Below are 25,373 nucleotides of genomic sequence, written 5' to 3'. Positions count from 1 at the left end.
AAAACGAACGTCACCGCTTCCGGTCTGCCGAAATCCCCGACCGGCGTGCTCACACGCTGCGCATGACCGCCACGACCTTGCCGAGGATGGACGCCGCGTCGCCGCAGATGGGCTCGAAGGCGTCGTTCTCCGGCATGAGCCACACCCTCGGGCCCTCCCGCTTGAGTCGCTTGACCGTCGCCTCGCCGTCGATCATGGCGGCGACGATCTCGCCGTTCTCGGCGTCCGGCTGCACCCTGACGGCGACTGTGTCGCCGTCCATGATGTGCGCCTTGATCATCGACTCGCCGCTGACCGTGAGCGCGAACACCTGCCCGCTGCCGACGAGTTGCCTCGGCAGCGCGAGCACATCCTCGACCTGCTCGTCGGCGGTGATGGGAACGCCGGCGGCGATGCGGCCGACGAGGGGGGTGTGGACTACCGAGGAGTCGGACACCGCGCCTTCGGGGCCCGTCTCCACGGCGGGGCCGCCCTCGGGGCTGGCTGTCGTGGTGGGGACGTAGGCGCGAGGACGCTTCGGGTCCTGTCGCAGGACGCCCTTCTTCACCAGAGCGCCGATCTGATGCGCGACGGACGAGGTGCTGGAGAGCCCGGCGGCCTGGCCCAGCTCCCGCATCGACGGCGGGTATCCGCGGTCCCTGATGCTGGACCGGATGGCGTCGACGATCCTGTGCTGCCGGTCGGTCAGTCCGTCCTCCCGGGTCACGATGCCCGGAGGGCGCCCGACGTACCGAGACGTTGTGGCCTCCATGATGTCCCCCTTCGTGCTCTTACAGGTACGAACCGTAACCCGAGATTCCGGGAAAGGGCACAGGTATTCGACCTGTCTTCCCTGGCCAGGCGGCCGCGGGGGCCAGCCCAGAGCCCGGAGCGGAGAGTGGTGCTGCGTACGGTTACGCCCATGACATTGCCGCTGGAAGACGATTCGAGGCCGCCCTATCTCCAGGCGGCCGAGGTGCTGCGCGCCGGGATCCAGACCGGGGAGTACGCCCGCGGGAGCCGACTGCCGTCGGCGCGGGTACTTCAGGCGCGGTTCGGAGTCTCCAGCTCGACGGTGCAAAACGCGCTGCGGGTCTTGAAGCAGGAAGGCATCGTCTACTCCGTGCTCGGGCGGGGCAGCTACGTCAGCACCACACACCCCGGCCTCCCGCCGGCGCCCCGGACGGAGTCCTCCCCCGTCGCCAACGACGTGATCGACGAGGAACACGACCCCAGACCCCCCTACGTCCGTACGGCAGACCTGCTCAGGGAGGAGATTCGGTCCGGCAGCTTCGAACCGGGCGGGCGGCTTCCCTCCGCGCGCGAACTCCAAGACCGCTTCGGGATCGCCAACTCGACCGCACAGAACGCGGTGCGCGTGCTCAAACGCGAGGGCCTGGTCTACGCGGTCAAGGGCAAGGGCGTGTTCATCCGCCGCTCCGCACGGCAGGACGCGCCCCACCCGGGTGAGACGGACCATTCAGCACAGCCTGGCTTTCACGCGCGACCGCGAACCGATGAAGAACTCGCCGCAGACCTGGCCGCCGCCGAGCAACGTCTCGCGCGCGCCGCCGACGCCTACACCGCGGCTGGTGCCCAGCTCGACGCCCTCACCCGCGAGGCCCTGCGCCGCGGCATGCCCATGCCGACCGCAGCGCGACCGGGTTCGCAACCCCTCTCACCCCGCGTCGGGGTCTGACCCGAGAGCAGCCGATTCGCGGTTCCTGCCCCGATGGGGCCCCTGACGGAGAACGATGGGGATCGTGATGCACGGGGAAGGAACCACGCCGCCGCTCGACCGCACCGACTGCCTCATGGCCTTGGAGGCTGCCCTCCGGTGGTGGGGAGCCGATGTGCCGGAGGACCCAGGAGCGGGTGAGCTGGCACAGCTGCTGGACGAGATCGTAGAACGCCTGAGCGGGGGGCGGAGTACCGAGCAGGCGCGATCGGCCGCCGAGCTCCTGGCCCAGGCGGCTGAGGCACTGAGGGCGGCGGCCCGGCTCGGCGGCCTCCTTCCGGCGATCTCGTTGTGGCACCTCAGGACCGCGCTCCGACAAGAAGCCGTCGCCCGCGGCCAACTCGCCGAGCTGGCCGCGTCCCCCCTGTAACCCGCACCCCGCACCCCGCACCCCGCACCGGCGAACGGCGTGGCGCCCCCATCGAGCCGGGCCCGACGACTACAGTCGCGCCGTGCGGCATCGGTCTGCTGCTCCTCACGCGAACCTCGGCCCGCTGGTTCAAGGCGTAGGCGAAGAAGCACGGCTTCGATCAGCTGCACCCCACCGACCGCAACACCGCACACCAGTGCCTGTTCCTCACGCTCCGCGGGCCGACGGAGCTGAGCGAAAGGTGCCTGAAGCCATGTCGGCCACCCAGACCAGCAGTCGAGCCCGGACCTACGCCCTTTACACCGGCGCCCCCCGCCAAGCCGCCTGTGACGCCGTTACCGCCCTGCAGCCCGGCGCGCCCCTCATCCCGGCACCGGCCCAGCAGGCACAACTGCTCCTCGAATCCGAGGTGTTCTACTGGGTCCTCAACTCCCAGAGGCACTTCTTCGAGTACCCCTTCGGCATCCGCTACGTGCAGCCCACCCCGCACAGCATCAAGCTCCACCTGGAAAGCGACGAAAGCCTCGACAGCCTGATGGGCGGGCTGCTGCCCTCCCGTGCACCGATGCGCACCGGACGAGACGAAATCTACGGACTCAACGGCGTCCGGATCTGCGCACGCACCGATCGCGGCATCGAGCTCCGCCGACTCGGGCAGCCGACCAGCATCCAGCTCACCGGCCCCTCACGCCGCGCCTTCCAGAAGGCCGAGGCAGCCCTCGCCCGGCAGATCCAGAGCAACGGCGGAGAAGCCTGCTGGCTGGCCGGCGACACCTGGACCCCCTACGAGAAGCAGTGGGACGACGAACGACAGCCGATCGCCTACGAGTCCACATGGCGCGACGCGGCTTGGCTGCCCAGCGGACTGCTGCGCCGCCTCGGACTCCTTCACACGGTCGCCGTCCCCCAGGTCGTCACCGGGCACGAGGCGAGGCTGGGGGAGTGGTGGATCCTGCACCTCGAACACGACTCCGACACCGGCCTGCGCCGCGCCGAGCTGGTCCAGGCCCTGACCGACCCGCACCACGGTCTGCCGCTGGAGCTGTGCGGCCACCGCGACCTGACGCCCGGAGAAAGCCTCGGGCTGGTCCTCTTGAAGTCCCCGGATCGCACCGCCGCCCTCCAACTGCGTTACGGCCGGATCGACTACCCGATCAAGGAGAATCGCGCGCAGATGTTCGCGGCGATCCGGCAGCGCACCAGCGCTCTGACGGGCGAAGCCTCATTGCCGCCCATGCCCGGTTGCTCGGGCACCGGTTGAGCCGAGCCCCGCGCCGGCGATTCGTCAAGGCCGCCGTCACTCAAAGGGATTGCCGCAACCGGGCGAGGTCCCACGACCCGCGTGCTTGCCGTACGGTTTCCGGACTGCGCCTGCCGGGGGGAACGGCAGGCCGGACCGGGGAGGGGACGGCGTCCAGATGGTCGGGGATGAACAGGAGACCTGGGGCGAACACGCGATCTGCCGAACCGCAGATCCGGACGAACTCTTCGTCGACGGCGCGGCCCAGAACCGGGCCAAGGCTCTGTGCACCGGCTGCCCGGTGCGCACCGAGTGCCTCGCCCATGCCCTCGACAAACGCATCGAGCACGGCGTCTGGGGAGGCATGACCGAGCGTGAACGGCGCTCCCTCCTGCGACGCCGGCCGCTGGTCACCTCCTGGCGCCGCCTGCTCGAAGCGGCCCGATCAGAACACGAGCGCATCGTCCGGTCCGACGACCAGCAGCCCTGGAACGCCACGGGGTGATCACCCCCGCTCGCACAAGGCCTTCGGAGCCCGCGTCACCGGAATGCGGTCGCCGGACGGAAAGCGCGAGAACGGCGCTGTCGGTGGCGCCTGACAGGATTCACCGATGGAGATCAGCAACGCGCCACGCCACCCCGTGAACCAGCAGCGCCTCGACCAGGCCCTCGGCGACAAGACGGACCGTGTCCAGGAGCGTTTCGAGGACGTCTATCAGCGTGGCTTTCCGATGCGCGTGATGCTCGAGGAACTCGGCCACGAGCTGCTCGACCACGTCGCAGCGCGCACCATCCAGGACCCCGACCTCGACGACGAGCGCACTCGCCTCGCCCTGGTCACCGCTGCTGAATGCCGCCTGGGCGTGCTGGACCGGGGCTGCTTTCCCCACGGCGACTGGGCGATCCCCTTGCCTTTGACCGGGACGCGTCTGACCAGCGAGGAGCTGGACTATGACGAGATGCACGACGCGACCGACACGGTCACCGCCCGCACATGGGTCGACGCCTTCGATATCTGCGTCTCCAGCGGTCTGGTGCGGGACTGGGAACGGGTGATCGGTCTGCTCCTGCGCAACGACTTCGCGCCCGCACTGCGCAACAGCCTGCCCCACGCCGGCCGGGACTCCGTCTCCGATTCGGCCGACCTCGCGCAAATGGACGCCCTGTGCGGCTACCTGACCCCGGCCCGCGGTCACCTGCCCCGAGACTGGCCACAGGTGACGCTGACCAAGCCATCGACGGACGAGCGACTGGACGCGGCCCTCGCCTTGGACGCGGCCCACGCCGTGAGTCCCGACCAGCGCCTGCTGCGCGTCCTGCTCCGCGACGATCAGAGCGCCTTCGAGCGGGCCTTGGACGAACGACTGGCGCAGCACCGTGTCGGCGTCGGTGAGAATCCCGCGCCCGGGAGTCTGCTTCCCTTTGGCGCGATCGCCTTGGCCGCACTCGCCGTGCAGGCGCATGGCTGGGACCTGCGGACCAGGTCCGCCTACCTTCCGACCTCGCTGCTGAAGCCGCCTACCCCTGTCGGCTCCTGACCCGGCAGAACCGTCGTCGCCGGACCTCGGGGGTTACAGCAGGTCCACGTCCGCGTCGACGTACCCGTACTGGCGGGCCATGTGTACCAGCGCCTCCCGCAGCCGGCTCAGGCGTCGCCGCCACGCGTGACCATGGACGGCGCCGGTCTTCGGTCGCCTGCGGTGGTGGTTCGCGCGCCGAGGACCGGTGAGCTGCACGGCCTCGCGCCGGGCGAGGAGCCGCCCACTGGTCTGGCCGCCGGCATGCGGCTCTTGTGCAGCGGCCACGGAATCGAGGTCCCGGTCGTGCGGCCATACGCCGGGGAGTTCGACGAGCGCAGAGCGTGCCGAACGTGCCTGGCTGTCGCCCGGGGCGAACCGCCCGCCCGGTACTTCGCTGTCCACTGTGCCGCGTGCGGCGCCGCCCGGGCTTTCACCCACGGACCTGACGGCGCTCCCGTGGTGGTCTGGGCACGCCGGAGGCGATGACCGGCTACACGTCGCTGGGGTCTCGTTTGTTGCCCTGAACTCGGACCATGATCAGGGTGCGCGGACGAGGGTCGCCGGCGGGGCCCGGCAGGGTGCGGACCTGGATACACGCCGGGATGGCCGCGAGACCATGCGGCTTCGGGGTGAGATCCAGGACCACGAGGAAGTTCACGGGTGGGCCGGCGACCTGGTACGAAATCGCCTGGGGCCCGTAGGTCTTGGCGTACGCGTCCCAGGAAGAGTCGGTCCAGTCCCGCTTGAGCTCCAGGGTGATGAGTTCGGTGTGCGGCTGCCAGGCGATGTCGACGCGGCCGCCCCCGATGTTGGTTTCCTCCATGCGCACCCGCAGGCCCTGGCCGCGCAGGAAGTCGCGGAGGTCGCGGCCGAGTTCGGCTTCGCGGGGTTTGTCCTCGTCCTTCTTGAGTTGGCGGAGGTAGGCCCGCGCTTGTCCCCCGTACTTCTGTGTCTCGGACAGCCGCAGGTCGACGAACCGGAGCAGGTGCAGGACCATGCGGTCCACGTCAGCGGCGAACTGCCCGACGTATCCGTCCGGGCATTGCTCCTGCAGTTGGCGGTGGGTGTCGCGGAACGCCGTAGCGATGATGGGCACTTCGTCGACCGGCAGGGCGGCTTGCCGGGAGGCGAGCATCGCTGCGATCCGCTCACTCAGTTCCGGTACGTCTGCCAGAAGGTTCTGTAGGCGCTCGGTATCTGCTGAGGAGAGCCCGAGCCCGGCGAGTTGTGCCGCCGGGCGGTCAGGTTTTGGGGACGAGGCACCACCCCCGGTGTCCAGCGCCTGCCGGAGCCGGGCGGCCTGTTCCCGAACGAGCGTGGTGGTCGGGTCCTGGTCGCGGCCAGGGTCCTCGACGAGTTCTTCCAGCCACTCGTCCAGAAGGGCCAGTCCGCCTTCGTGCGCGAGGAGGGTGGCCTCGACTCGGGGAGCGAGGAGGGAATGAAGGCCGTGCGTGGCCGCTGGTACAACAGGCCCCGGCTGGAGATTGGCCGGGGTCGAGGAGGGGGCGAACAGGTCGAGCGTCCGGTGAGCGGTGTAGACGTCCACGAGATCGCTGATCACGGCGGCGGCGTGGAGCCAGGCTCCGGGGCGGTCCGCGTGCTGTGCGCGGGTGAGGGTATCGAGGAGGTGTTGCCAGGCGGTGAGGGTGTCCAGCCGCGGAGTGCGCCACCCAGGTGGCAGGCCCAGGAGGTTGAGGCGTAGTTCCAGGACGGCTTCGTCGAGCTGGCTTCTGGCGTCGTCGGGGAGAGGAGCGCCGGCGGAGAAGGCGAGGATCGCGTCGATGGCGGCGCCGAAGGCGGCCGCGTCGGGTCGTTCTTCGTCCTGGTGGGCGTCGCTGAGGTGTCGACGGGCTTCAAGAAGGAGTGGGCGGGCGCGGTCAGCGTCGTTGGTGTGCAGGGCTTGGCGCAGGGCGAGCATGCCGAGTTCGAAGGCGGCGTCCTCGGAGACATCGTCGCGTTCGACCAGCTGACTCAGGAGGAGGCCGGGGGCGGGCGAGTCGAAATGCTCGGCGACGGCTCCTGCGACTCTGACGGTGCGCAGGGCGTAGTCGTCGTCGATCCGTGCAAGTTCCTGGTTCAGGCGGCGCAGACGGTCCAGGAGGCCATATTCGGCGGCGGCGCCGGCCAAGACGACGCGGGCAGTGCCTTCCAGGGCGATGCCGCCCAGGAGGTCGGTGTGGCTGCGGCTGGCATCGAGCCAGATGTCGGCCAAGTCATCGCCGAGTTCGTGGACAGCCTCGGGACATCCGAGGAGGGAGGTGATGACACCCTCCAGGCGGAGCGGGTCCTGAGGGACCTCGGCGGCAGTGAGGAGGAACGCACGGGCCTGGTCGTCCTGGATAGCTGTGTGGTCGGCGCACATCAGGGCGACGAGGGTGGGCAGTTCGTCGTGGTTGAGCAAGGTGGCGGTGTCCTGCAGGAGGTGGCCGAGCCCCCCGAGGTCGACGAGGGACGGCGTGGGTCCGCCGGCGCGCTGGGCGTCCACCAGCGGTTGCAGCGGATCGGGAGCGCCAGGGGACACCGGTCACCATCTCCTCACTGCGCTCGGCCGTCTGTGGAGCATAGGGGCCGGGCCTGTACCCGGAACACCCGCCGAAACGGGGTGGTCACCACAGGCGTTCCCCGGCCGGCGCGAGGCGTAGCTGGTCTTCCGGAATGACCGAGGCCACCTCCTGGCCGCGGGCGGTTGCGACGACAACCTGGAGCCGTGGTGCCGTCTCGGTGAGCTGGACGAGCCCTTCCAGCATCAGCTCCAGGTCTCCGCGGTCGACTTCTTCGGCGCCGGGCGAGTCGATGATGAGCAGTCCCGGGTGCCTGCCGACGCCAGTACGGATGCCGTGCCGCAGGAGCGCGGTGGTGGTGACGATCTTCAACCGGAGCTGCTCGCCCTCGGTGAGCGATCCGTACGACTGATGCTGGCCGCCCTTCCACACCTTCAGGGTGGCGCTTGTGCCCAGTTCGACGTCTTCGAGCATCTCCAGCCCGAGCTGGCGGCCCATCGTGACGATGTCGGTCTGGACGGCTCGGATGACCTCCTTCAGGGCCTGGGTGCGGCGGGTGTGCGCAGCCTTCTCGGCAGCCTTGAGGATGTCTTGGTCCCGTTGGAGCGGCGCGAGTCCTGCCGGGTCGCCGAGGTCGTCGAAGCGTCCTCGACGTTCATCGAGGGCGCCCTTCAGCCGGGCGACCTCGAGCTCGGCTGCTCGGCGATCGCCCGTGGCCGGGCGGGCCAGCGCCTCCTGAAGGGCGTTCCGGGTCTGGCCGAGTGCGGCAGTGACTGCGGTCGCCCTGGCCTGCTTGTCGGCCAGCACGGTGGCCGCCGTCTCAACGGCCTGTTGGACCTGGGCGAGTGTCTGGCGCAGTTCCTGGTCGTCGTCGACGTCGTCGACGTCGTCGAGGCCGTCTTCGTCGGCTGAGGTGCCGTCGTACTGCGTTGGGGACGGGTGCAGTTCGGAGGTACACAGGGAGCAGTGGCCTTCGTCTTCCCGGGCCCATTGGGTCTGGGTGACCTGGGCGTCGCAGCGGGGACACACCGTCGGTTTCAGGGTGTGGAAGAAGGCCTTGGCGAGGGCGGCTTCGTGCGCGGCGTGGACCAGAGCGGCCAGGTTCTGGCGCTGATGTTCGAGTTCGTCGTGCTGCGAGCGGGCTTCGGCGAGCTCGCGCTGCGCGGCGCCGGCCGCTTCGGTCGCCGCCGCGAGATCCTGGTACGCGCCGTTCAGGTCGGCGGCGCTCTGACCGAGGTCGGGAAGGGCGTCCAGCCGTTCCTGGGCTCGTTGGAGGCTGCGATCGAGTTCGTCGATTTTGCTCTTGCGCTCGTCTGCCTCGGCCTGCGCGCGGGCCTTGGCGGCGGACAGCTGCGCCGTGACGATCTTATGCGCGACCGAGGCGGACACCATCGTGGCGGCCCAGGGTGCTCCCAGAAAGAGCTCAAGGAGCCGGGTCGGCAGGGCGTTGCGGGCTTCGTTACCCAGGAGGTGGCCCAGGCCGGAGCGGTTGATGTGGAGGGCACTGGCGTACGCCGGCCAGGACAGTTCGCCGGTCAGGGGCGGTCCATCCACTCCTTCGGGGCGCTTCTGCTGGGTGCGCAGCGGCTCCAGACCGAGCCGGTCCAGCATGAAGGCGTCCATCAGCTCTTCGAAGGTGGCGGCGTTGTCGAAGGTCAGGAGCACCGCTCCGGTGTCCTTGGAGGCCACGGTCCCCGACGGCTTGCTGTTGCTGACGGTCATCTCGACGACGAGGGTCTCGTCGTCGAGGACGAACTCGGTGCGTACCCGGTGCAGCCAGCTCTGGACGTCGCGCTGGAGGGCACTGCGGCCGCGCAGGCACCACAGGATGATCTCCAGCACGCTGGACTTGCCGGCCTCGTTCTTGCCCGACGAAGCCAGGCACCACACTCCGGGCCCCATCTTCCAGTGGAAGTGAAAGGGCTCGCCCTCCTGGTCGTCGCCGCCATCGTGGTCACCGGCCGGAGCGGGGCGCACGCCCTCGAACTCCACCTCGGTGACGCTCAGCGAGTGCGGCCTGGGCAGGGCGGTCTGCGGACGCACGCCGTGCTCGGCGAGGACCGCCTTGACGTCGTCCAGCTCTCGGCCGGTCGCCTTCGCGATCTCCTCCAGCCACACCTCGACCGGGCCCGGGCCGCTGCTCTCTGTGGTCATGCCAGTCCCTCCTGGGCCAGCGCCTCGTCCAGGCGCTCGCGGACCCGCTCGGAGATACCGCCGATCATCCGGCGCACGGGTGTGGTGGCGTACTCGGGCTGCCCGTATTGCTGTTCCTTCAGCTGGGCTCCGGTCATCCCCTCGACCGCGGCCGCCACGTAGCCGGTCTGCTGGTCGTACCAGGCGAGGACCTCTTCGCTCTCGCGGAGCCGTTGGGCTTGGTCCGCGCCGGCCTGGAGGAGGAAGTAGTCCCTGCGGCGGACTCGTTCGTCGGACACTCGGCCTGCGCGCCGTACCGCGATGAGTCCCAGGTGGCGCAGCACGCTCAGGGCGTTGTCGAGAGCTTCGTAGGCTCCGTGGTCGTTGCGGAGCATCCGGTAGGTGTGCAGTTCCGGCTCGCGTTCTTCGAAGACGGCGCGGGCGTCGAGGAGCCGCTCCGCCGGCAGGCTGCCGTCCTGCCACCTGGTGATGATCAGGTTTGCGAGGTAGTCCGGGTTCCGTACGAGGAAGTCCAGCTTCTGCAGCTTGCGCTGGGACTGGATCGCCCGAACGGCTGTGTCGGGTACCTGCGGCCAGTCGGCGCAAGGTTCACCCAGCCGATCCAGGATGAACAGGACTCGTACCGCCGTCTGGCCTGTGGTCGGTGAAGGACTGACCGCGACCACCCCCTTGGACCTGCCCGAACGTCCAGGACCCTCACTGATTGCTGATCATCGGTCACTCACCATACAAGCGAACATCACCGAATTACCCCCGTGTGGCGCGATCGGCCCGGAAATCTCGATCGGCCGGAGGAGTGAACCCCGCGGTGTCGCCTGTGGTGTCGTATGGGCTTCATGGCGTAGGGCACTGGTTGACGGGACACCGACGTGCCGGTGCCAAGCTCGTACGTAGACAGACCGAGGGACGGAGCCCGATCGTGGTGAACGCCAGCAGTGCGCCTTTGTCCTACGTGCCGTGGTCCCCCGAGGAACCCGGCTGGACGACCGACCAGGCAGGCATCCGCGGCGCCGAATGGCTCATGGAACAACCGGGCCAGAAGCTGGTCTTGGTCCCCCAGCTGCAGAACTACCAGCAACACCCGATGGCCCAGCACGTACGGAACGCCGTCGTCGCCAAGCGCGGCGCCCTGTCGGGGTGGGACCGCGGCCCGGTACTGGCACCATGGCCAACCCGGGAGATCGTGGGCGATCTCGCCAGTGACCTCCGGGGCCGGGCGACAGCCATCTGCGTCATTCCATGGGGCACCGATCCCCTCCTGACCGCGTGGCTGCGCGCACGCCGTGCGGTGAGCGTGGTCGACGGCTCCGTACACCCCGAGGCGGACGAACCGCTGCTGGAGCCGGTGGTCGAGGCGGCGATGACCGAGCTGGGGCAGCACGTGAACCACGCCAACGCCCTCGCCAGCCACATCGACAAGGCGTTCGCCTTGCACACGCTGCTGAAACTGCACGAGGCGGGCTACCGGTGGGACGTCGACAAGCTGTGCGGCTGGGCGCTGGGTCATGGCTTCACCGGCGCAGAGGAAGACCGTCTACGGCAGTACGCCACCAAGGTGCTTGAGGGATCCACGTTCCGACCGCTTCCGACCGACCCCTTCTCCCCCGGTGCCGTTCAGCGATGGCAGGACCAGGCGTCTTAGCTGCACGCGGTGAGGTCTGGCGCGGTACCGTGTCGCGCCATGACGCTGAGGACCAGCAGGGACCTTATGGCCTGGCAGCCGCCCACCGGCTGGCGCGAGCTGAGCAGCGAACAGCGCCACGCCTACCTCGAGCGCCACGGCATACGGATCCCGCTGAGGCCGGCCGACTGGGAGCAGATGGATCACGACCGGCGCATGGGCTACCTCTCCTGGCACTCCCGGATCCTGAGCGACACCCCCGATGCGCGGGCGGCCAAGGAGCGCGAGTTCCGCAAGGACCTGCGAGCCTGGAACGTGCTGATGGGCTGGTGGATCCTGTGCCTCCTCGTCGGGCTGGGCATCGTCTGGGGAACCGGCGCGGCCGGTGAAGGCATCGGGCTGCGCATCGGCATCACGCTCTTCGCGGGCGTGGGGTACACCATGGCGATCTTCATACCGATGCTGATCAGCAGGCCCTCCCCGCCCCGCACCTGATCCTTCGTCGGTGCTCGGCCCGAAATTCGGTGGCTGAGGGAACTACGGCCGTGCCAGGCTCCAGCCACCGAAGGGGCGTAGCTCAGCTCGGCCAGAGCAGCGGATTCCAAACCCGTGCGCCGCAGGTTCGAATCCTGCCGCCCCTGCGCGAACGGCAGCGCGTCCAGGTCCTCATGGGACCTGGCCGCTCGCTCATGAGCCGACGAACTGGGGCGTCACGCCAGTGCGCTGCAGGAACTGCCGAGCACCGCGCAGTGTGGTGCGCAGATTGCGCTGGGCCGCCCGCTGTCGAGGCGTACGTCGAGGGCGCCGGGAAGGGTGCTGCCGGCCCGCAGGCCCGTGGGCAACCGGGCGTCGTCGAGGCCGTCCCGCTTGGCGATAAGGATGCCGAGGTCGTGACGGCTCAGCGCGTCGGGCCCGCCGAGATGGTGCATGCCGGCCGCGTCGCACGAGGCCAACTCCAGCAGGGCGGCGGCCAGATCGGCGACGTGCACCGGGCAGCGGACGGCGTCGGTGAATCGATGAGCAGACCGACCTGACCATCCACGGCGTGATCCTCGCCGCCCACGCCGACGCTGCGGCCCTGCGCAATGCCGAACCTGGAGCAACTGGCCGCCAGCGATCCTCGGTCCGTGCCTCAGCGGGTCCTGACCGCCATCTTCGCCACTGCCCTCGCCGCCGATGAGATCGACGCCTGGTACGAGGCCTACTTCGAGGACTGACTGAGTCGGCGGCGGTTACGGTCATCGGTCGTGTCCCTCGCCTCTTACACCTACACGCCGTCACCGCCCGCCTCGTCGGCAACTTGGAGAGTTCCGTGGGCGCCGAACACGGTGTGGAACACCACCTGCCCGCTGTTGGACGCAGCGTCACTGAACCAGCGGCTGGAGCGCAGTGCCTGGGCGACGCATTCGGCCAGTGCGTCACCGACGGGCGCGACGGACGTACCGGGCGACACCAGGTCGGGCAGGTCATCCAGGTCCATGCCGTACTGCTCAAGGTGTTGGATGAGCAGGTGGGCCAGGGCGCGAGAGGGGTCGCTGGTGTGGCGCTGCCCGTCGTCGGGGTCCATCAGCCCGGGGAAGACCACGGCGCGGGTGAAGAAGTCGCACAGGGCCCCGAACGCCTCCGGGTCCGGGTGGTGGCTGCGGTCGTCGCGTGCCGTGAGGGCCCACTGCAGGATGACGTCCACGTGCGCGCGCCGGGCCCGCTCCGCCGCGTCTGGCGTGCGGGCGTCACCGGACCCGAGGGCGGCGGCCCCGGCGGTGCCGTCGGCCTCCACGGGAAGCGGCGCCGTGACGGGCAGAACGTCACCCAGCTCGGCCTGCCACCGTTCGAATGTCGCGGCTTCCTCCTCGGCGCGCTGGTAGGCCGCGTCGTACTTGTCGTCGCCGAGGACTGCGGCAGACTCCGCCCACCTCGCGAGGATCGCAGCGTGCTCCCACCGGTCCTCGGATGCAGGAAGCTGGTCGCGGCGCCCGTCCATGAGGGCCGGCAGCAGCGCGGTGATCGCCGCCGGCGCCGCCAGTACTGGGATCGGTAACGCGACGAGCTTGTCACCGTCTCGCTCCTGGTACGCCCAGCCCGCGGACGAGTTCCACACCAGCTCCAGCCCGTCCGGCCACTCCTCGGCGGTCAGCTCCGCAGCCCCGCCGGTCCACGCCCACCGGGCCTCCGCCGTACCCCGCACCTCTCCCCGGCGGACCGCGAATTCGGCATCCGCGTAGCCGGCGCGCGCGAGAGCACCCTCGATGATGCGCGGGTACCTCTTCCAGCCCCTGAACTGGTCCACGGTGCGACCTCTCCTGTTGCTCCGAAACGGCACTGCCTCTGTCCCGGGCAGACTGCCAGCCGCCACCGACAACGCCCCCGCCGGTAACCGAACGGGAACCGAAAGCACGAGCATTCGTACGGCTCCTTTCGCTGGGCCGGCTCCACCGCAGGGGCCAGCCCCGGAGCCGCTCACTCCCGTCACCCGCCCGTGCGTCTCCGTACGAAGCCGGCCCGCTGCGAGCCGCCGGCTGCCAAGGTGACATTCATGGAATCCGTCGTCACCGCCCTGGACCGCCTCTGGCCCGCCGAGCTGCGCACCGACCATCTCTTCCTGCGGCCGGTCACCCACGAAGACGGACTCCTCGTGCACAAGCTGCTGACCGACGACCGGGTCCGCGCGCACCTCGGCGGTCCGGTCACGCAGGAGCGCGTCGCCGCCCGGCAGGCCGCCTACCCGACGACGGCCGGCGCGTGGACCGTCGTCCGCGTCGCCGACCAGCAACCGATCGGCCTGGTGACCATCGGCGCCGACCACAGGCGCGAGGGCCGCGCCGAAATCTCCTACCAGCTGCTCCCCTCCGCCTGGGGCGAAGGGCTGGGCAGGGAGGCCGTCGCCGCGGCCGTCAGCTGGTGGACGGACGCCGTCCCGGGCGGTGGCCCGCTGGTTGCGGTCACCCAGAAGGCCAACCTGGCCTCGTGCCGCATGCTGGAGTCGATCGGCATGATCGTCGTGGACGAGATCGACGAGCACGGTGCGCGCCAGTGCCTCTACACCCCCGCGGGCGACCAGGACGACAGCGATCTGCGCTGGGTCCGTCTGCTCGCCGAGCACCGGGACGCCGTCGAACGCCGACGAGGTGCCCAGGCACGCGCGACCGCGGCCGGCCAGAACCTCCCCGACGACCTCGCGGTGCTCACCCCCGAGGAGTTGGCCCGGCTGTGCCCCGCCCGTCACGGCGCCTACGGCCGAGTCTGCGCCCGCAGGGCCGATCACACGCCAGACCTTCACCTGGGCAGGGCGCAGGACGGCGCGTGGATCGCCTGGCTGATAACGGCTGGAGCTTCCTGACCGCTCGCCCCGGCGCGGCCAAGGAGCGCGTCGGCGCTCAGAACTCGCTGGCGCGCATGGGGACGAGTTCGGCGACCTCGAACTGGGTGGTCTCCGGGTGCAGTTCGAGGAAGCGGGCGATGACCTGGGGGTGAGCCTGGCCGACGAACAGGTCCAGCGCCACAGGGTCGAGGGGACCGTCGTCCAGCTGCAGGTACGTCATGGCCAGATGGGCGCCGTGATGCAGAGCGTCTTTCTCGGTGGGGTAGGTCCAGGTGCTCAGCCCGCGTCGCGGCTCGCTGCGGTGCAGCAGAACCCACGGGCCGCCGGCCGCCCCCTCAGGCGCGTCGGCCAGGGCCCGGCAGGTGCGGCACCACGACGCGTTCGCGGCGAGCCGCTCCGCTGAACCGGCCCCCCACACCGGTTCTGGCACGACGATGCGCGCGGCTGTCGGCCGTACGGGCAGGGTCTGCGGCTCCCGGGTGAGCAGTTCGGGGACCTGGTAGGCGGTGCGGGCGCGGCCTTTCCGGCCTGCCGGGAGCTGCCACAGAGCCCGCGGCCACGGCTCATCGAAGGTTACCGAGGGGCTGCTGCTGAACGGTCGGCCGAGGCCGGCGAAGTCCCTGTGGGACGGTTTCGGCTCCTCCCCGGGAGGCAGCGGCAGCAGCCAGCCGGCCGCGTCCTTCACCCAGCCCTGCCGGCAGCCGCCACACCAGTGCACGGCGGCAGCCTGCTCGGCGGGGCTGTCGTACCAGTCCGGCTCCTCCCGGCCCAGCCCTAGCCGCGTCATGGCGGTCGGCTTCTCGCACGGGCAGGACGCGAACCGGTACAGCTGCACATCGGGCTGCTCGTCGCGCGAAGCGTGCAGCCACGCCCGGTGGACACCCAGCGCCTCTGCCAGCGCCTCCCGCTCACGTTCTCCGGGCCGGGACCGGCCCGCCGCCCAGTGCCCGATCTGGTGCGCGCCGACGCCGACGTCGCCGCCCAGGCCGACGGCTGTCTTCGCGGCCGCCTCTTGCAGCAGCCGCAGGCGTCGCGCGAAGGGAGCCAGCTCCAGCAGCGCCCACACCGGATGGTCACCACGGGGTTCGACGTACTCCAGATCGTCTTCCCACACCTCATGGAGCTCGTTGTAGGACGTGGCGTGCTCGGCCAACGTCTCGATCACCCACCCGCGCACCGCAGCGTCGTGTGCCCACTGCTCATCGGTAGCCTCACGCGCCGCCGCGTCCGCGTTCTCCTCCAGCACCAGCTCCTCGTGCATCGGGAACACCAACTCCTCGACGGCCAGCAGTGCCCGGGAGGCGACGACACGACGAGCAGGCTCCGGCACCGCGCCGTTCAGCACACCCGACAGCACGTCGACGGCCCGCACCACCAGCCGGTCCTGCTGCTTCCCCCACCTGCTCACCCTGACCCCCTCCCGCGGCCGCCGCGGCCCCGCACGTGCCACATCATCCCGACTACGACACGGACTCGGGCGACAACGACCGAAGTTCACCCACACCAGAGCAGACCCGCCTCACCCCTCGGCCGGCCACCAGCGCCCAGCGTCAGGCCCAGCACAGCCGCTGGCTACGCGGCCACATACGCGGTGCCCGCCGACCGCCTCGGCGCCGTCGCCGAACAGGCCGAACTCGCCCCCGCGCCCGCCCGACCCTGCGCCGTAGCAGCCGGACAACCAGCACGCATGCCGCACCCCAACACACTCGACTACGCTGCGCGTTGTCGTCAGGGCGAAGGAAGGGCGGGCTGTGGCCAAGCGGACGAGCGGCCCCGAGAAGAACCGCAAGGAGCCGATGTCCGGCGTCGCGCGCCGGCTGTGGGCGTTCTCCGGCAACGAGTGCGCTTGGGGCGACCCGCACTGCCCAACGCGGCTGGTCACGGATGAGGGCGCCTGGGTCGGCAAGATCGCCCACATCATCGGCGCTGAGCCCGGCAGCGCCCGGCACGAGGCATGGGACGGCCGGGACGTCGAACAGCTGAGGGACTTCGACAACCTGATGCTGCTGTGCGGGGTGCACCACGACCTGATCGACAGCAGCGTCACCCGGGACAACTACACCGTCGAGTACCTGCGCGCGGTCAAACAGAAGCATGAGGGCACGTACCGGTACACGGTCGACGACATCGAGGCCGAGTTCCGGGACACGGTCAACGGCTTCCTGGTGCGGCCCGCCACCACCATGCGCCGCTTCTTCGCCTGGGAGGACGCCGACCAGGATCCGTCGGACGAACAGGACGTCCTCGAACTGGTCAACCGCTTCGCGGGGCGTGTCGGCGGCCTCACGCGGATGGCCCGACAGGTCCTCGCCCTCGTGGTCCACGAGGAGACCACGGACTTCGAACTGGTGTTGCGGCGCTTCTCGGCGGACCGTACGACGCTGCTCAGCGTCGTACGCGAGCTCCAGAAGGCGGAGATGGTCTACCTCCACGACGAGGAATACGACGAGGACCGCGGGCAACTGTCCCTGCTCGGTGGCGCTCTGGAGGGTGTCTCCGAGATGTGGGACGAGCTTCGGGGCTTCTGCCTCGACGAGAAGGTCGACCTGAAGGAGATCCTGGTGGATCTCGACTTCTCCCGCCTGGACTGAGCCGTCGGCGACTGTACGAACCGCCCCGGGAGTGACGGCCCCGGCCGTACTGCGTCCCGTCACGGGGACCGGGGCCTGTCCCGCACACTCCATTCCGGCACGGGCCACAGCGAGACTAATGGGTGAGCCGAGAGCTCCAATACGGCTCTCTGCGGGCTCGACTCACCGGCCGGGACGAGGTGCCGCGCAACGGCGCGGCACCGGGACTCCCCTGGCGCGTTCATGCAGCCGGCCGCCGTACAGGACAGCTACCACGAGCGGCGCCACCGACTGCACCGTTCTCCCCATCCTGGACTCGGGCCGTGTCCGCCTCAGCGGGCCCAGCAGCGACACCGTAGAAGCCACCGAAAGCCTCGACCCCGCTCTTCCCCTCCAGTTGAGCAAGCAGCGCTGCCGCTGCCACGCCGCGAGCAAGCTCACTCGCCGTCCAGACCACACGGTTCTGCGCGCGTCCCGACCGAGGACGACCATCGCTGAACTGCAGCACGTCACCGTTCTCGCCCAAGCTGCCGCCAGCGCGCTCGGCTTCACCACGTAGCCAGTTCTTGGCCTGCTCGCGAGAATGGCCCCATTGCCTGAGCTTGTACGCGATATCACTGCCGCACAGCGGAACGGCGAAATCCAGAAAGAGCCGCAGCTCCTCAATAGCATCCAGCGGTTCGGGCTGACGCATGAAAATACCCCCTAAAACGACAACGCAAGAATTTGAGAACCCCGAAACCGGCTAGAGAAGCGGTTGCGTTCCGGGCGAAAGCGAGCAAGAAGCATCAGTCGGGAAGACGCCGTCACGATCGGGCCACACGGCCTGCCAGTACGGCACAGCGGTATCCCGGCCATACACCGCCCGTAGCATCGCGAAGGGCTCCAAGGACTCCACGGGGCGCATGAGCAGCCGGAATCCGTTCGCGAGAAGCCCGTCCAGGACCTCACCGGCGACCGGACCAGACGATCCGGCGAACCGCTCGACGACGGAATGGAGCACGCCCTGCATCGCCCTGACGTCCAGGCCGGCCATCACGAACTCATGTCCCAGAGACTCGTGCAGACCGACGGTGTAGCAATAGGCGGCAGAACCCTCATCAGCAAGAACCGCCTGGACGGCGAACCCGTGCTCCGCGATAATCTCACGCAGTCGAGCAACGTACTCCGTCATGAAATCGGGCAGACACACACGGCAATCCGCGTCCCCGCAGGAATCGTAAGGTCGGCCCTCCGGCAAAACACTGGCCGCGACAGCGGGTGTGAAATCCAGATCGCGAACAACCAACTGGGACAGGTCGTCCTCCTGATGGAACGACTCCAGAGCCGGAAGATCGATCAAACCCCACCGGCCCTGCGACAGGTCACCGCCCAGGCACGACCACCCGTAAGCCTCACCGCTCGCGTCATCGACCTCCACGACGTACCACTCGCCCCAGGCGGAGAAGTACCGGAGGCCGACCACCCTGTGCCCATGCGGCTCCAAGACCGTTGCCCACAGACCCGGGATCTCGGCCAGCACCGCCGGAGCCGGATAGAAGTCGTGGCCGCGCTCCCCGCGCCACACCTCAGGCGGCCGCGTCCCGACCGGAGCACCCCCCTGCACGGAACGCTCGGGCGCGGGCTGGGCACGGAAGACGACCTGCTCCACATCCGGGTGGTAGATCGAGGCTTCGTCGCCGTCCCAGCGCACCGTGTACGTCTCCAGGTCGCCGGGCAAGGCGCGCAGTTCGGGGACGGTCTCCATCGCCCGGAGGAAGAGGGCGATGAACACCTCCTCGGGGGTCCCGGAATCGGCAGAAACGGTGGTTCGCTCCCAGGGGTGCCCGAGGAAGCGCATGCGGATGTCCGCCATGATCAGTTCTCCAGTGAATCGTGGGTGGGGGAGGCCGGGGAGTGGCTGGCCGTTGTGCGCGTCGTCGATCCGGGCGATCGCGGAGCGGCGGCGCCGCGCCGCCGCATGCGTCACCGGCCAACCGGCCCCGACGGGGTGAAAGGGGGGAGGAGCCCGGATCAGGAGTCGGACGACTGCTGCGCCCGGTACTCGCCCACCACGGCGAGCACCGCGATGCCGAGAAGGCCGGCCCCCTCGCCCGCCATCCAGTCGCCGAGCGTCGCTCCCGGGCTGTTGCTCAGCCGTTGGATGAGGTCGTGCACGCCGACATGCGGAACGCCCTCGGCATCGCAGCCAGCCTCGAAATGTCCGAACTTCGGGACGTGTGCGTGGTAGTGCCCGTCTGTGCTCCAGTGAGGGTCCTGCCACAGCTCGAACACGGCGTTCGGGGCGTCCTCCTCCAGTCGCGCGGCGACCTCTTCGCAGAGGCCCAGAGCGGCGTCCCGGGAGCGGTAGACCTGCCCTAGCGTGAGGACCTCGGCAGGGCCACGCTCGTACTCGCCGCGGAGGCCGTGCTCCCGCATGAGGTCGAGAAGCGGAACGAGTTCGCCAGCGGGTGCCGAATGGATGCGGAGCTGCAGATCAGCAGACACGTTTCTTCCTAGGTTCGAGCGCCACGACGGGCGCGCACATAGAAGGGGGAGGGGGGAGGGGCAGGGCCGCGCGTTTCGGGAGCGGCAGAGGTGAAGCAGAGGGCCTTCGGCTATTCGGCCAGCGCCCTCGCACCTGCGGAGACCGGCGCGAGGCGGCTCTCCGGCTGTCCGGCGCGACGGGGAGGACCGGTTGACGGTGGCTGTCAGAGCCGCGATGTCTCACGCTGCCAGTCGCGCGTCTCAGCGCGGCGAACCAGACGCCGGAACCAGGGCCCTTTTTCGCCCTCGTCGCTGTACCGACCCGGCAGGATCTTGCTTCCCACGGAGCCGGTCCGAGCGTTCTTGACCTTGCGACGCCTCGCGGGACGCTTCTTTGCCCCGGTTCCCGGGACGGGGGTACTCATGTCGAGATCAACTCCGTAATCGCCCCGATGTCTCACGCGTGGTCGTTCTCGGCGCAGACGGGGCAGTCGTCGGGACAGCGGTTCAGGGGTTCGGGCACGGCCCGAGAGGGTTAGAAGGTCAGCGACTGAGGCTGTTCAGCTCACGCTTCACTCCTCACTGACCACCACCCGCACGCCGGACATGCGGCACTCCTGGCCGCGCACGATGTGGCCGTCGAGCCGGCCACTGATCAGGTCGACAACCGCTCCGCACCCGGCGGACGGACAGCGGACGGCCATCACCCGGCCCTCGTCGTCGAGGAGGGGCATCTCGGGGGCGACAGCCATCGCGGTCTGCTCGCCCTTCAGGCGTACGGAGAAGGTCACCGCTCGCCCGGCCCGTATGTCATCGAGACACGACTGGCACAGGGGCTGCTTGCGGGCTCTGGCTGTGGCCGCTGGTGAAGGGGTCGCACGGTGGCCGTCAGGAGAGATGCCGGGCGGCAAGCCCGTCTCGGGGTCGATCAAGAGGCTCGGGGCGGTGTGGCGTTCCAGCTCGTGAAACATGGTCGGGCGGCCGCAACAGGGGCATTTCATCAAATAGAACAACGCGAGCTCTCAGGATCGTCGGAGTGGGTGGGCGCGGACTGCCCCTGCGGGAAGGGCTGTCCTGCGGTGACTTGGGGCTGTCACGGGGAGATGCAGCCGGTGACCCCGGTCGGGTCGACTTCCTCGACGAGGCCGCGGGCGGCGGCCTGTTGGTCGGGTGGCTTGTCGGCGGGTTCTGCGGGTCCCCCGCCCTCGCGAGAACAACAATACACATGGAAACACTAAGACGCAACATCCGAGATTCTCGACTCCCATGCAAGGCACGGCCAGCCTCAACCTGAACGAGAGCGGGGGCCGTCCGCCTCGGGACCCCGGCCCCCGGGCATGTGCCGGAGAGCCTCAGGGACCGTCCGGTCGCCGCCGTCCCTATGCCGCGACGCGCGAGTGCCCGTTACCCATGCGGCGCGCCGGGCCTCCGCGCCCCCACATCCGCCCGCCCAGACACCGGAGCGCCAGAGCAGAAAGGGGCGCGCGGAGCCGGCAGATGTGCGCCCTGCCCGGGACCCGGCCAGGCCCGTACCGTCGCAAGAACGGCCGAAGACCCCGGCATGACGCCCGGAACAGCGGTCGAGGAGGACGGTGGCATGGTGATGGAGCGCAGGAGGGTACTGAGCGCCGGGCTTTGCGCGGCGGCACTATGGGCGGGCGACACGACACCGGCACTCGCCAGCGGACTCAGCCAGCGCCTGGCGGACAGGGAACTCCCGGCCGCGCACAGGTTGTTCGCCACAGGCCGGTACGACCGGCTGCACCAGGTGCTCCCTGGGATGGTGACCCGCGCGAGCGAGAGCGAACGAACGGGCCCGGTCGGCGCCAGCCGGGCGGCAGGGGTATGGGTGCTCGCCTCTCAACTAGCGGTCAAGGAAGGCGACGTAGACACGGCGGCCGCCTTCGCAGTCCGAGCCGGAACGGCGGCCCGCCGCTCGGGCCACCCGGTCCTCCTCGCGGCCGCCGCGCGCGCGGCGGCGACGCCGCTGCGCCGTACGGGCCGCTCGGATAGCGCCCTGCAGCTGCTCCAGGAAGCACACGATGAGCTGAACGCCGGCCCCCGACCGTCCGCGGTCGTCCTGGACGCATCCGGAATGGTGGCCCTGACCGCCGCGTACACCGCCGCCCAGGCCCGCATGCCCTCCGCTGCCGAGCAGTTCGCGTCCCTGGCCGAACAGACCGCGGCCCGCCTCCTCCACGACCGGGGGCGAGTGCCGGCGGACGGGGAGCTGTCGCCGACGCAGTGCATGCTGTACCGGGTCGGGATCCACCAGAAGCTCGGCGACATCGACCGCGCCCTGGCGTACGCCGCGGGCCTGGAGCCAGCCGTGCTGCCCACGCCGGAGCGCCGAGCCCGCGCGGCGACCGACACCGCCCGCGCCCTGCTGGCCGCTGACGACGTGCCATCCGCATTCGTCCAGCTACAACTCGTGGAGCGTGCCGCACCGCTGGAGGCCCGCCGCCCCTCGGTGCGCGCGCTGACTGCCGAGGTCGCCGCGCGCCGGCCGGACCTACCGGGCCTCACCGCCTTCGCCCGCCGCACCGCCCTGCGCGTCGCCCTCTGACCGCTCCGCCGACCGAATCCCCACCGCCCCTTCCTCGTACAGCTTGATCAGGGTCGAGCACACCGTGCACTCTGTTGCCGGGAACTGCTCCAGTTCCGAATGGACGCGGCAGTTGCCAGCCGCATCGACCGGCCACCCGTGGCGGTGTTCCAACCAGTCGTTGTAGTCCATGCCAGTCAGCCCGAGGAACTCGTACTGCTCAGTCGGCTGCGCCTCCCACTGTTCGCGCAGCGAGTCCATGAACTCCTGACGATTCACTGTGCTGCTGTCCTGGGACACCTGTTCTCCTCTCATTCGCTTGCGGACACCACGTCCGCATGGACTCCGAGCCGGAAGCCCAGCCCGGCGTGCTGGGCGTCGTCAGCCCAGGTAGTAGGTGTGTGTCGGGCGAAAGGTCGGGTAGAGCAGCTCGAACCAGCCCGGCCCCCGAGGATCGTCGAAGGCGAGCAACGCCGGGTCTTCCAAGGTGCAGCAGCCACACTTCGGATCCATCCACGTGATCGCGAGGTGGGGAAAATCGACCGACATCTCGCGGATGGCCTCATCCCACGCTCTCTTGTCCTCGTCGCGCCAGTCGTGCTGAGCCCCGTCCATGTAGACCCGGTCCAGGCGCTCGGCCCATTCGTCGAATGTCATTCCTGCGGCCTCTCGGTCCTTGTGGTGCTGTGAGTGGCCCGGTCCAGCCCCGGCTAGAAGGGGTGCGGGTGCCGATGTCGGGCCCGGTGGGTCAGGCAGTTTTGCCTTGGTTATGAGGGCGGTGGTGCTCCTGGGGTGTGAGGGCCAGCCGGGTCAGTTCAGTACGCGGAACTTGCGCCAGTCGGCCCACTCGATCCAGGTCGGCCATTGCGGAACGAGTCCGTCAAGGAGGCGTGTGGCGCCGTTGCGCTGCTCAAAGTCGAGGAGTCGCACACGTCGGGTGGCGGTGTAGAGCACGGTCTGAGAGTCGGCCATGACCGAATCGTCGACCTCGACCAACATTCCGATGTGCTCCGCCGACAGGGCGGCAAGGGTCGTGCCCATCTCAGGTGCTGCTCCTTGGTGTTGGGTCCGGCCCGGGACCCCTGTGGAGGGCCGGGGCCGGGGCCGGGCCGGGGGTGGGCGCGGACGGTCGTGGGGGTGGGCGCCGTCCTGCCCTGGTCTAGGTGTTCTCGCGGGCTCTACGGCGCGTAGGCCGGCGGCCTTGGGGCGTCGGCCGGATGAGGACCGCGTACTGATCCGGTGGCCCCTGGGGGTTCCCGGGCGGCCCCGGGTGGAGGTGTTGCGGGCCGCCGGTGGTGGGGGGTCTAGTAGCCGTTCAGCTTCTTGCTCAGGTGGGCCCGCCATCCGCTGCTGCCCCGGGTGCACGCTCCGGCATCCCGGTCTCCCTGAGCCGGACGATGCGGGTGTAGCTGACGGTGGAGCGGTAGTTCTCCATGCCGTCCTTGATCTTGAACCTTCGGCCGTCCGAAGTGTGGATCAGCTCCCGGCCGATCTTGGCCACGGTGACCATCGTGTAGCCCCAGTGGACCTGGCACGTCTCGTACTGGGCGACCTGGTCACCGACCTTGATGCCCTGGAGCCGCGGATCCGGGGCCCGCACTGCCTCGCTGAAGTCCATGTAGGTTTCTCGCTCTTGATCTCGCCCTGGGCCGCCGCGCCCTAGCTAAGGCGCTCGGTGTGGGAGGGGCTGGGCCCGGGCTCCTGGGCCCCCTGTCGGGCCGGGCGGCCCCTGTGGGGGGTTGGGGTCGCCCGGCCCTGTCCTGGGGGGTTAGGCGGTCTTGTAGCCGTTCAGCTTCTCGACCAGCTCGGCGCGGATGAGGGCGAGTGCCTGGGCCTTGTCGTCGACCTTGGTGATCTGGGCCTGGATGGCTTCGGCGCGCTGGGCGTTGAGGAACTTGGTGTAGGTGGCCTCGCGGGCCGGGGTGTTCTTGTCGGCCTGGTAGGTGGTGACCAGGGCGGTGACGAGGTCGCGGACCTTGTCGAAGGTGTCCTGGCTGGCGTTCTCGGCCGGGGCGCTGGTCTCGAAGGCCGCCCCGAGCATCTGCTTGCGGAACTTCAGCAGCGGCGCGGCCCCGTTGTCCGTCTCGGCGGTCAGGTCGGCCGGGTTGACCAGGTGACTGCCCACCACGTACGGCAGCTCCATGTCACCGAGCTTCGGGGCGTCGGTCCGCTCGTGGCGGTTGGTCCCGCTGCCCTTGCCGAACTGGACGTTCAGCAGACCCTCGACCTTGGGGAACAGCTCCCAGTTCGGGTGGACCACGACCGTGCCGATCGGGAAGGTCCCGTCCTGGAGCACGCGGGACAGGTCGTAGACCGACTCGCCGTTCTCGCCCGTCTCGACCGCGTACGAGTAGGTGTGACCGGCCGGGGTGGTGAACGTCTGGGTACCGGACATGAAGATCCCTCCAAGGGAGTCAGTAGGTGGTTTCTCGGCCGGTTCTTCGTTCCCCCGACCTCGTGATAACTACTGTACACATCGAATCGTGAATACGCAACACAGGAACGGGACCACCCCCACACGCTCAACCAAACCAACCCCCAACTAGGAACCTCATCCCCCGCAACCCCCACCCCGCGACCGATCACACCCACACCCCCGCGCCCGCCCCCGACTCGCCCCGACCCCACCGGAGCCACCGGCGACCGCCCGACCCCGCCCCCGCGCGACTCCGGATCTAACACCCCCCACGGGCCCACAACGCGAATCTAACGCCACCCCGGAAATCCGCCCCAGCCCAACCCGCGAATCTAACACCCGCCCCGTACGCGCCGATTGGAGCGGCCCCGGATCTAACACCCCGGACCACCGGATCTAACACCCCCTCAAACAGCGAACCCCCGAATCTAACGCCACCCCACATGCGCCCCGGAAAGCCGCACAGAATCCCGTGAACGCCACACACCCGGAACCCCTTCCCCAACCCGCCAAGAGCCCTGTAGGCTGCTACTACAGCCCCCACAGAGGCACCCCGGCCCCGCCGGAGCAGCCCCCGGGCACGGAAAGCGGACACCCCGTCAATTCCCACCGCACAACTTGAATTCCAGGGACTCGAACCCCTAGAATGATCTGGCAGCACAGGAAATCAGGACCACCCGCAGAGAAACACCACCGGGACAACCTGAAAACCCGTCGAGAAACCACAGAAAAGGCCCGCCAGGACCACCGAGGGAACCCCTCCACCTAGCCAGCCATTCGTTAACCCCAACCACAGGAAAGAGAAACCGAATTCACGGCCGGACCGCCCGCCGGCCTCCGGCCCGCCCCGCGGGCCGGCTCCTCGGCCGGCCCCCGGCCGGCCGGTCAGCGCTCTGCGCTGACGGTCTTTCAGAGGGCGCTCTGCGCCCTCTGT

The 25,373-nt window shown here is 69.5% G+C and carries 26 protein-coding genes, 1 tRNA gene and 1 pseudogene; 11 read left to right on the top strand and 17 right to left on the bottom strand.

All coding sequences use genetic code 11. The features are described 5' to 3' along the window. Positions 1 to 49: 49 nt before the first annotated feature. Positions 50 to 751 carry a transcriptional repressor LexA gene (gene lexA / locus OG906_RS38505; RefSeq protein WP_212728875.1) on the bottom strand — a complete coding sequence of 234 codons (702 nt, stop codon included), beginning with the start codon at positions 749 to 751 and terminating at the stop codon, positions 50 to 52. Positions 752 to 901: 150 nt separating this feature from the next. Between lexA and OG906_RS38500 the strand changes: the two genes are divergently transcribed. The 5 genes from OG906_RS38500 to OG906_RS38480 all read left to right on the top strand — a co-directional run bounded on the left by OG906_RS38500 (position 902) and on the right by OG906_RS38480 (position 4,865). Beyond that, positions 902 to 1,678, top strand: a complete 777-nt coding sequence (locus tag OG906_RS38500) for a winged helix-turn-helix domain-containing protein (RefSeq protein WP_329448971.1) — start codon at positions 902 to 904, stop codon at positions 1,676 to 1,678. 67 nt (positions 1,679 to 1,745) lie between these two features. Next, complete coding sequence (locus OG906_RS38495; RefSeq protein WP_212728877.1) at positions 1,746 to 2,087, top strand: hypothetical protein; 342 nt, start codon at positions 1,746 to 1,748, stop codon at positions 2,085 to 2,087. 253 nt (positions 2,088 to 2,340) lie between these two features. After that, positions 2,341 to 3,348, top strand: coding sequence for a hypothetical protein (locus OG906_RS38490; protein ID WP_212728878.1), 1,008 nt, complete (start codon positions 2,341 to 2,343; stop codon positions 3,346 to 3,348). A 157-nt stretch (positions 3,349 to 3,505) separates the two neighbouring features. Further along, positions 3,506 to 3,832 (top strand): WhiB family transcriptional regulator, encoded by a 327-nt coding sequence (locus tag OG906_RS38485; RefSeq protein ID WP_212728879.1) that lies wholly within the window; start codon positions 3,506 to 3,508, stop codon positions 3,830 to 3,832. 106 nt (positions 3,833 to 3,938) lie between these two features. Continuing rightward, the gene (locus OG906_RS38480; protein WP_200726542.1) at positions 3,939 to 4,865 is read left to right on the top strand and encodes an immunity 49 family protein; all 927 of its coding nucleotides are present in this window, start codon (positions 3,939 to 3,941) and stop codon (positions 4,863 to 4,865) included. 33 nt (positions 4,866 to 4,898) lie between these two features. Here the strand turns inward: OG906_RS38480 and OG906_RS38475 are convergent, their stop codons facing one another. The 4 genes from OG906_RS38475 to OG906_RS38460 all read right to left on the bottom strand — a co-directional run bounded on the left by OG906_RS38475 (position 4,899) and on the right by OG906_RS38460 (position 10,167). After that, the gene (locus tag OG906_RS38475) at positions 4,899 to 5,132 is read right to left on the bottom strand and encodes a hypothetical protein (RefSeq protein WP_200726541.1); all 234 of its coding nucleotides are present in this window, start codon (positions 5,130 to 5,132) and stop codon (positions 4,899 to 4,901) included. Positions 5,133 to 5,337: 205 nt separating this feature from the next. Next, the gene (locus OG906_RS38470) at positions 5,338 to 7,368 is read right to left on the bottom strand and encodes a hypothetical protein (RefSeq protein WP_212728881.1); all 2,031 of its coding nucleotides are present in this window, start codon (positions 7,366 to 7,368) and stop codon (positions 5,338 to 5,340) included. Between the two features lie 85 nt (positions 7,369 to 7,453). After that, entirely contained in the window at positions 7,454 to 9,502 is a 2,049-nt protein-coding gene (locus OG906_RS38465) for a hypothetical protein (protein WP_329448969.1), read from the bottom strand. After that, complete coding sequence (locus OG906_RS38460; RefSeq protein ID WP_200726538.1) at positions 9,499 to 10,167, bottom strand: hypothetical protein; 669 nt, start codon at positions 10,165 to 10,167, stop codon at positions 9,499 to 9,501. The genes OG906_RS38465 and OG906_RS38460 overlap by 4 nt, the downstream gene beginning before the upstream one ends. A gap of 257 nt (positions 10,168 to 10,424) precedes the next feature. Between OG906_RS38460 and OG906_RS38455 the strand changes: the two genes are divergently transcribed. The 3 genes from OG906_RS38455 to OG906_RS38445 all read left to right on the top strand — a co-directional run bounded on the left by OG906_RS38455 (position 10,425) and on the right by OG906_RS38445 (position 11,764). After that, positions 10,425 to 11,144: a hypothetical protein gene (locus OG906_RS38455; RefSeq protein ID WP_212728883.1), complete on the top strand. Its 720-nt coding sequence runs from the start codon at positions 10,425 to 10,427 to the stop codon at positions 11,142 to 11,144. Between the two features lie 39 nt (positions 11,145 to 11,183). Further along, positions 11,184 to 11,618: a hypothetical protein gene (locus OG906_RS38450; protein ID WP_200726567.1), complete on the top strand. Its 435-nt coding sequence runs from the start codon at positions 11,184 to 11,186 to the stop codon at positions 11,616 to 11,618. Positions 11,619 to 11,689: 71 nt separating this feature from the next. Then, positions 11,690 to 11,764: transfer RNA gene (locus tag OG906_RS38445), tRNA-Trp, on the top strand. Between the two features lie 46 nt (positions 11,765 to 11,810). Here the strand turns inward: OG906_RS38445 and OG906_RS38440 are convergent. Together OG906_RS38440 and OG906_RS38435 are read right to left on the bottom strand one after the other, a co-directional pair. After that, positions 11,811 to 12,136, bottom strand: a pseudogene (locus tag OG906_RS38440) (dTDP-4-dehydrorhamnose reductase); the annotation flags it as partial. A 254-nt stretch (positions 12,137 to 12,390) separates the two neighbouring features. Next, complete coding sequence (locus OG906_RS38435; RefSeq protein WP_329448968.1) at positions 12,391 to 13,410, bottom strand: hypothetical protein; 1,020 nt, start codon at positions 13,408 to 13,410, stop codon at positions 12,391 to 12,393. Positions 13,411 to 13,656: 246 nt separating this feature from the next. Between OG906_RS38435 and OG906_RS38430 the strand changes: the two genes are divergently transcribed. Continuing rightward, on the top strand, positions 13,657 to 14,460 hold the full coding sequence (locus tag OG906_RS38430) for a GNAT family N-acetyltransferase (protein WP_329448967.1): 804 nt from the start codon (positions 13,657 to 13,659) through the stop codon (positions 14,458 to 14,460). Positions 14,461 to 14,497: 37 nt separating this feature from the next. Here OG906_RS38430 and OG906_RS38425 read toward each other — a convergent pair whose 3' ends face one another. Further along, on the bottom strand, positions 14,498 to 15,850 hold the full coding sequence (locus OG906_RS38425; protein WP_329448966.1) for a helix-turn-helix domain-containing protein: 1,353 nt from the start codon (positions 15,848 to 15,850) through the stop codon (positions 14,498 to 14,500). A 343-nt stretch (positions 15,851 to 16,193) separates the two neighbouring features. On the opposite strand from OG906_RS38425, the gene OG906_RS38420 reads away from it, so the two are divergent. Then, positions 16,194 to 17,033, top strand: a complete 840-nt coding sequence (locus OG906_RS38420) for a hypothetical protein (RefSeq protein WP_212728886.1) — start codon at positions 16,194 to 16,196, stop codon at positions 17,031 to 17,033. Between the two features lie 220 nt (positions 17,034 to 17,253). Here OG906_RS38420 and OG906_RS38415 read toward each other — a convergent pair whose 3' ends face one another. The 4 genes from OG906_RS38415 to OG906_RS38400 form a co-directional block, all read right to left on the bottom strand. Continuing rightward, entirely contained in the window at positions 17,254 to 17,706 is a 453-nt protein-coding gene (locus tag OG906_RS38415) for a hypothetical protein (protein WP_329448965.1), read from the bottom strand. Positions 17,707 to 17,757: 51 nt separating this feature from the next. Further along, positions 17,758 to 18,981 carry a DUF4262 domain-containing protein gene (locus OG906_RS38410; protein ID WP_329448964.1) on the bottom strand — a complete coding sequence of 408 codons (1,224 nt, stop codon included), beginning with the start codon at positions 18,979 to 18,981 and terminating at the stop codon, positions 17,758 to 17,760. Between the two features lie 44 nt (positions 18,982 to 19,025). Continuing rightward, positions 19,026 to 19,499 (bottom strand): hypothetical protein, encoded by a 474-nt coding sequence (locus OG906_RS38405; RefSeq protein WP_329448963.1) that lies wholly within the window; start codon positions 19,497 to 19,499, stop codon positions 19,026 to 19,028. Positions 19,500 to 20,050: 551 nt separating this feature from the next. After that, positions 20,051 to 20,269 (bottom strand): hypothetical protein, encoded by a 219-nt coding sequence (locus OG906_RS38400; RefSeq protein WP_329448962.1) that lies wholly within the window; start codon positions 20,267 to 20,269, stop codon positions 20,051 to 20,053. 770 nt (positions 20,270 to 21,039) lie between these two features. Between OG906_RS38400 and OG906_RS38395 the strand changes: the two genes are divergently transcribed. Next, positions 21,040 to 22,044 carry a transcriptional regulator gene (locus tag OG906_RS38395; protein ID WP_329448961.1) on the top strand — a complete coding sequence of 335 codons (1,005 nt, stop codon included), beginning with the start codon at positions 21,040 to 21,042 and terminating at the stop codon, positions 22,042 to 22,044. On the opposite strand, the gene OG906_RS38390 is transcribed toward OG906_RS38395, so the two are convergent. The 5 genes from OG906_RS38390 to OG906_RS38370 form a co-directional block, all read right to left on the bottom strand. Then, positions 21,991 to 22,323: a hypothetical protein gene (locus OG906_RS38390; protein WP_329448960.1), complete on the bottom strand. Its 333-nt coding sequence runs from the start codon at positions 22,321 to 22,323 to the stop codon at positions 21,991 to 21,993. The genes OG906_RS38395 and OG906_RS38390 overlap by 54 nt on opposite strands. Positions 22,324 to 22,404: 81 nt before the next feature. Further along, positions 22,405 to 22,680, bottom strand: coding sequence for a hypothetical protein (locus OG906_RS38385; RefSeq protein WP_212728890.1), 276 nt, complete (start codon positions 22,678 to 22,680; stop codon positions 22,405 to 22,407). Between the two features lie 153 nt (positions 22,681 to 22,833). Continuing rightward, on the bottom strand, positions 22,834 to 23,064 hold the full coding sequence (locus tag OG906_RS38380; RefSeq protein ID WP_212728891.1) for a hypothetical protein: 231 nt from the start codon (positions 23,062 to 23,064) through the stop codon (positions 22,834 to 22,836). A 286-nt stretch (positions 23,065 to 23,350) separates the two neighbouring features. Continuing rightward, positions 23,351 to 23,641, bottom strand: a complete 291-nt coding sequence (locus OG906_RS38375) for a hypothetical protein (protein WP_329448959.1) — start codon at positions 23,639 to 23,641, stop codon at positions 23,351 to 23,353. Between the two features lie 150 nt (positions 23,642 to 23,791). Next, positions 23,792 to 24,418, bottom strand: a complete 627-nt coding sequence (locus OG906_RS38370; RefSeq protein ID WP_329448958.1) for a hypothetical protein — start codon at positions 24,416 to 24,418, stop codon at positions 23,792 to 23,794. Positions 24,419 to 25,373 lie beyond the last annotated feature (955 nt).

Origin of the sequence: Streptomyces sp. NBC_01426 (assembly GCF_036231985.1) — a bacterium.
Classification (GTDB): domain Bacteria; phylum Actinomycetota; class Actinomycetes; order Streptomycetales; family Streptomycetaceae; genus Streptomyces.
This window is presented reverse-complemented; position numbering and strand designations above follow the sequence as displayed.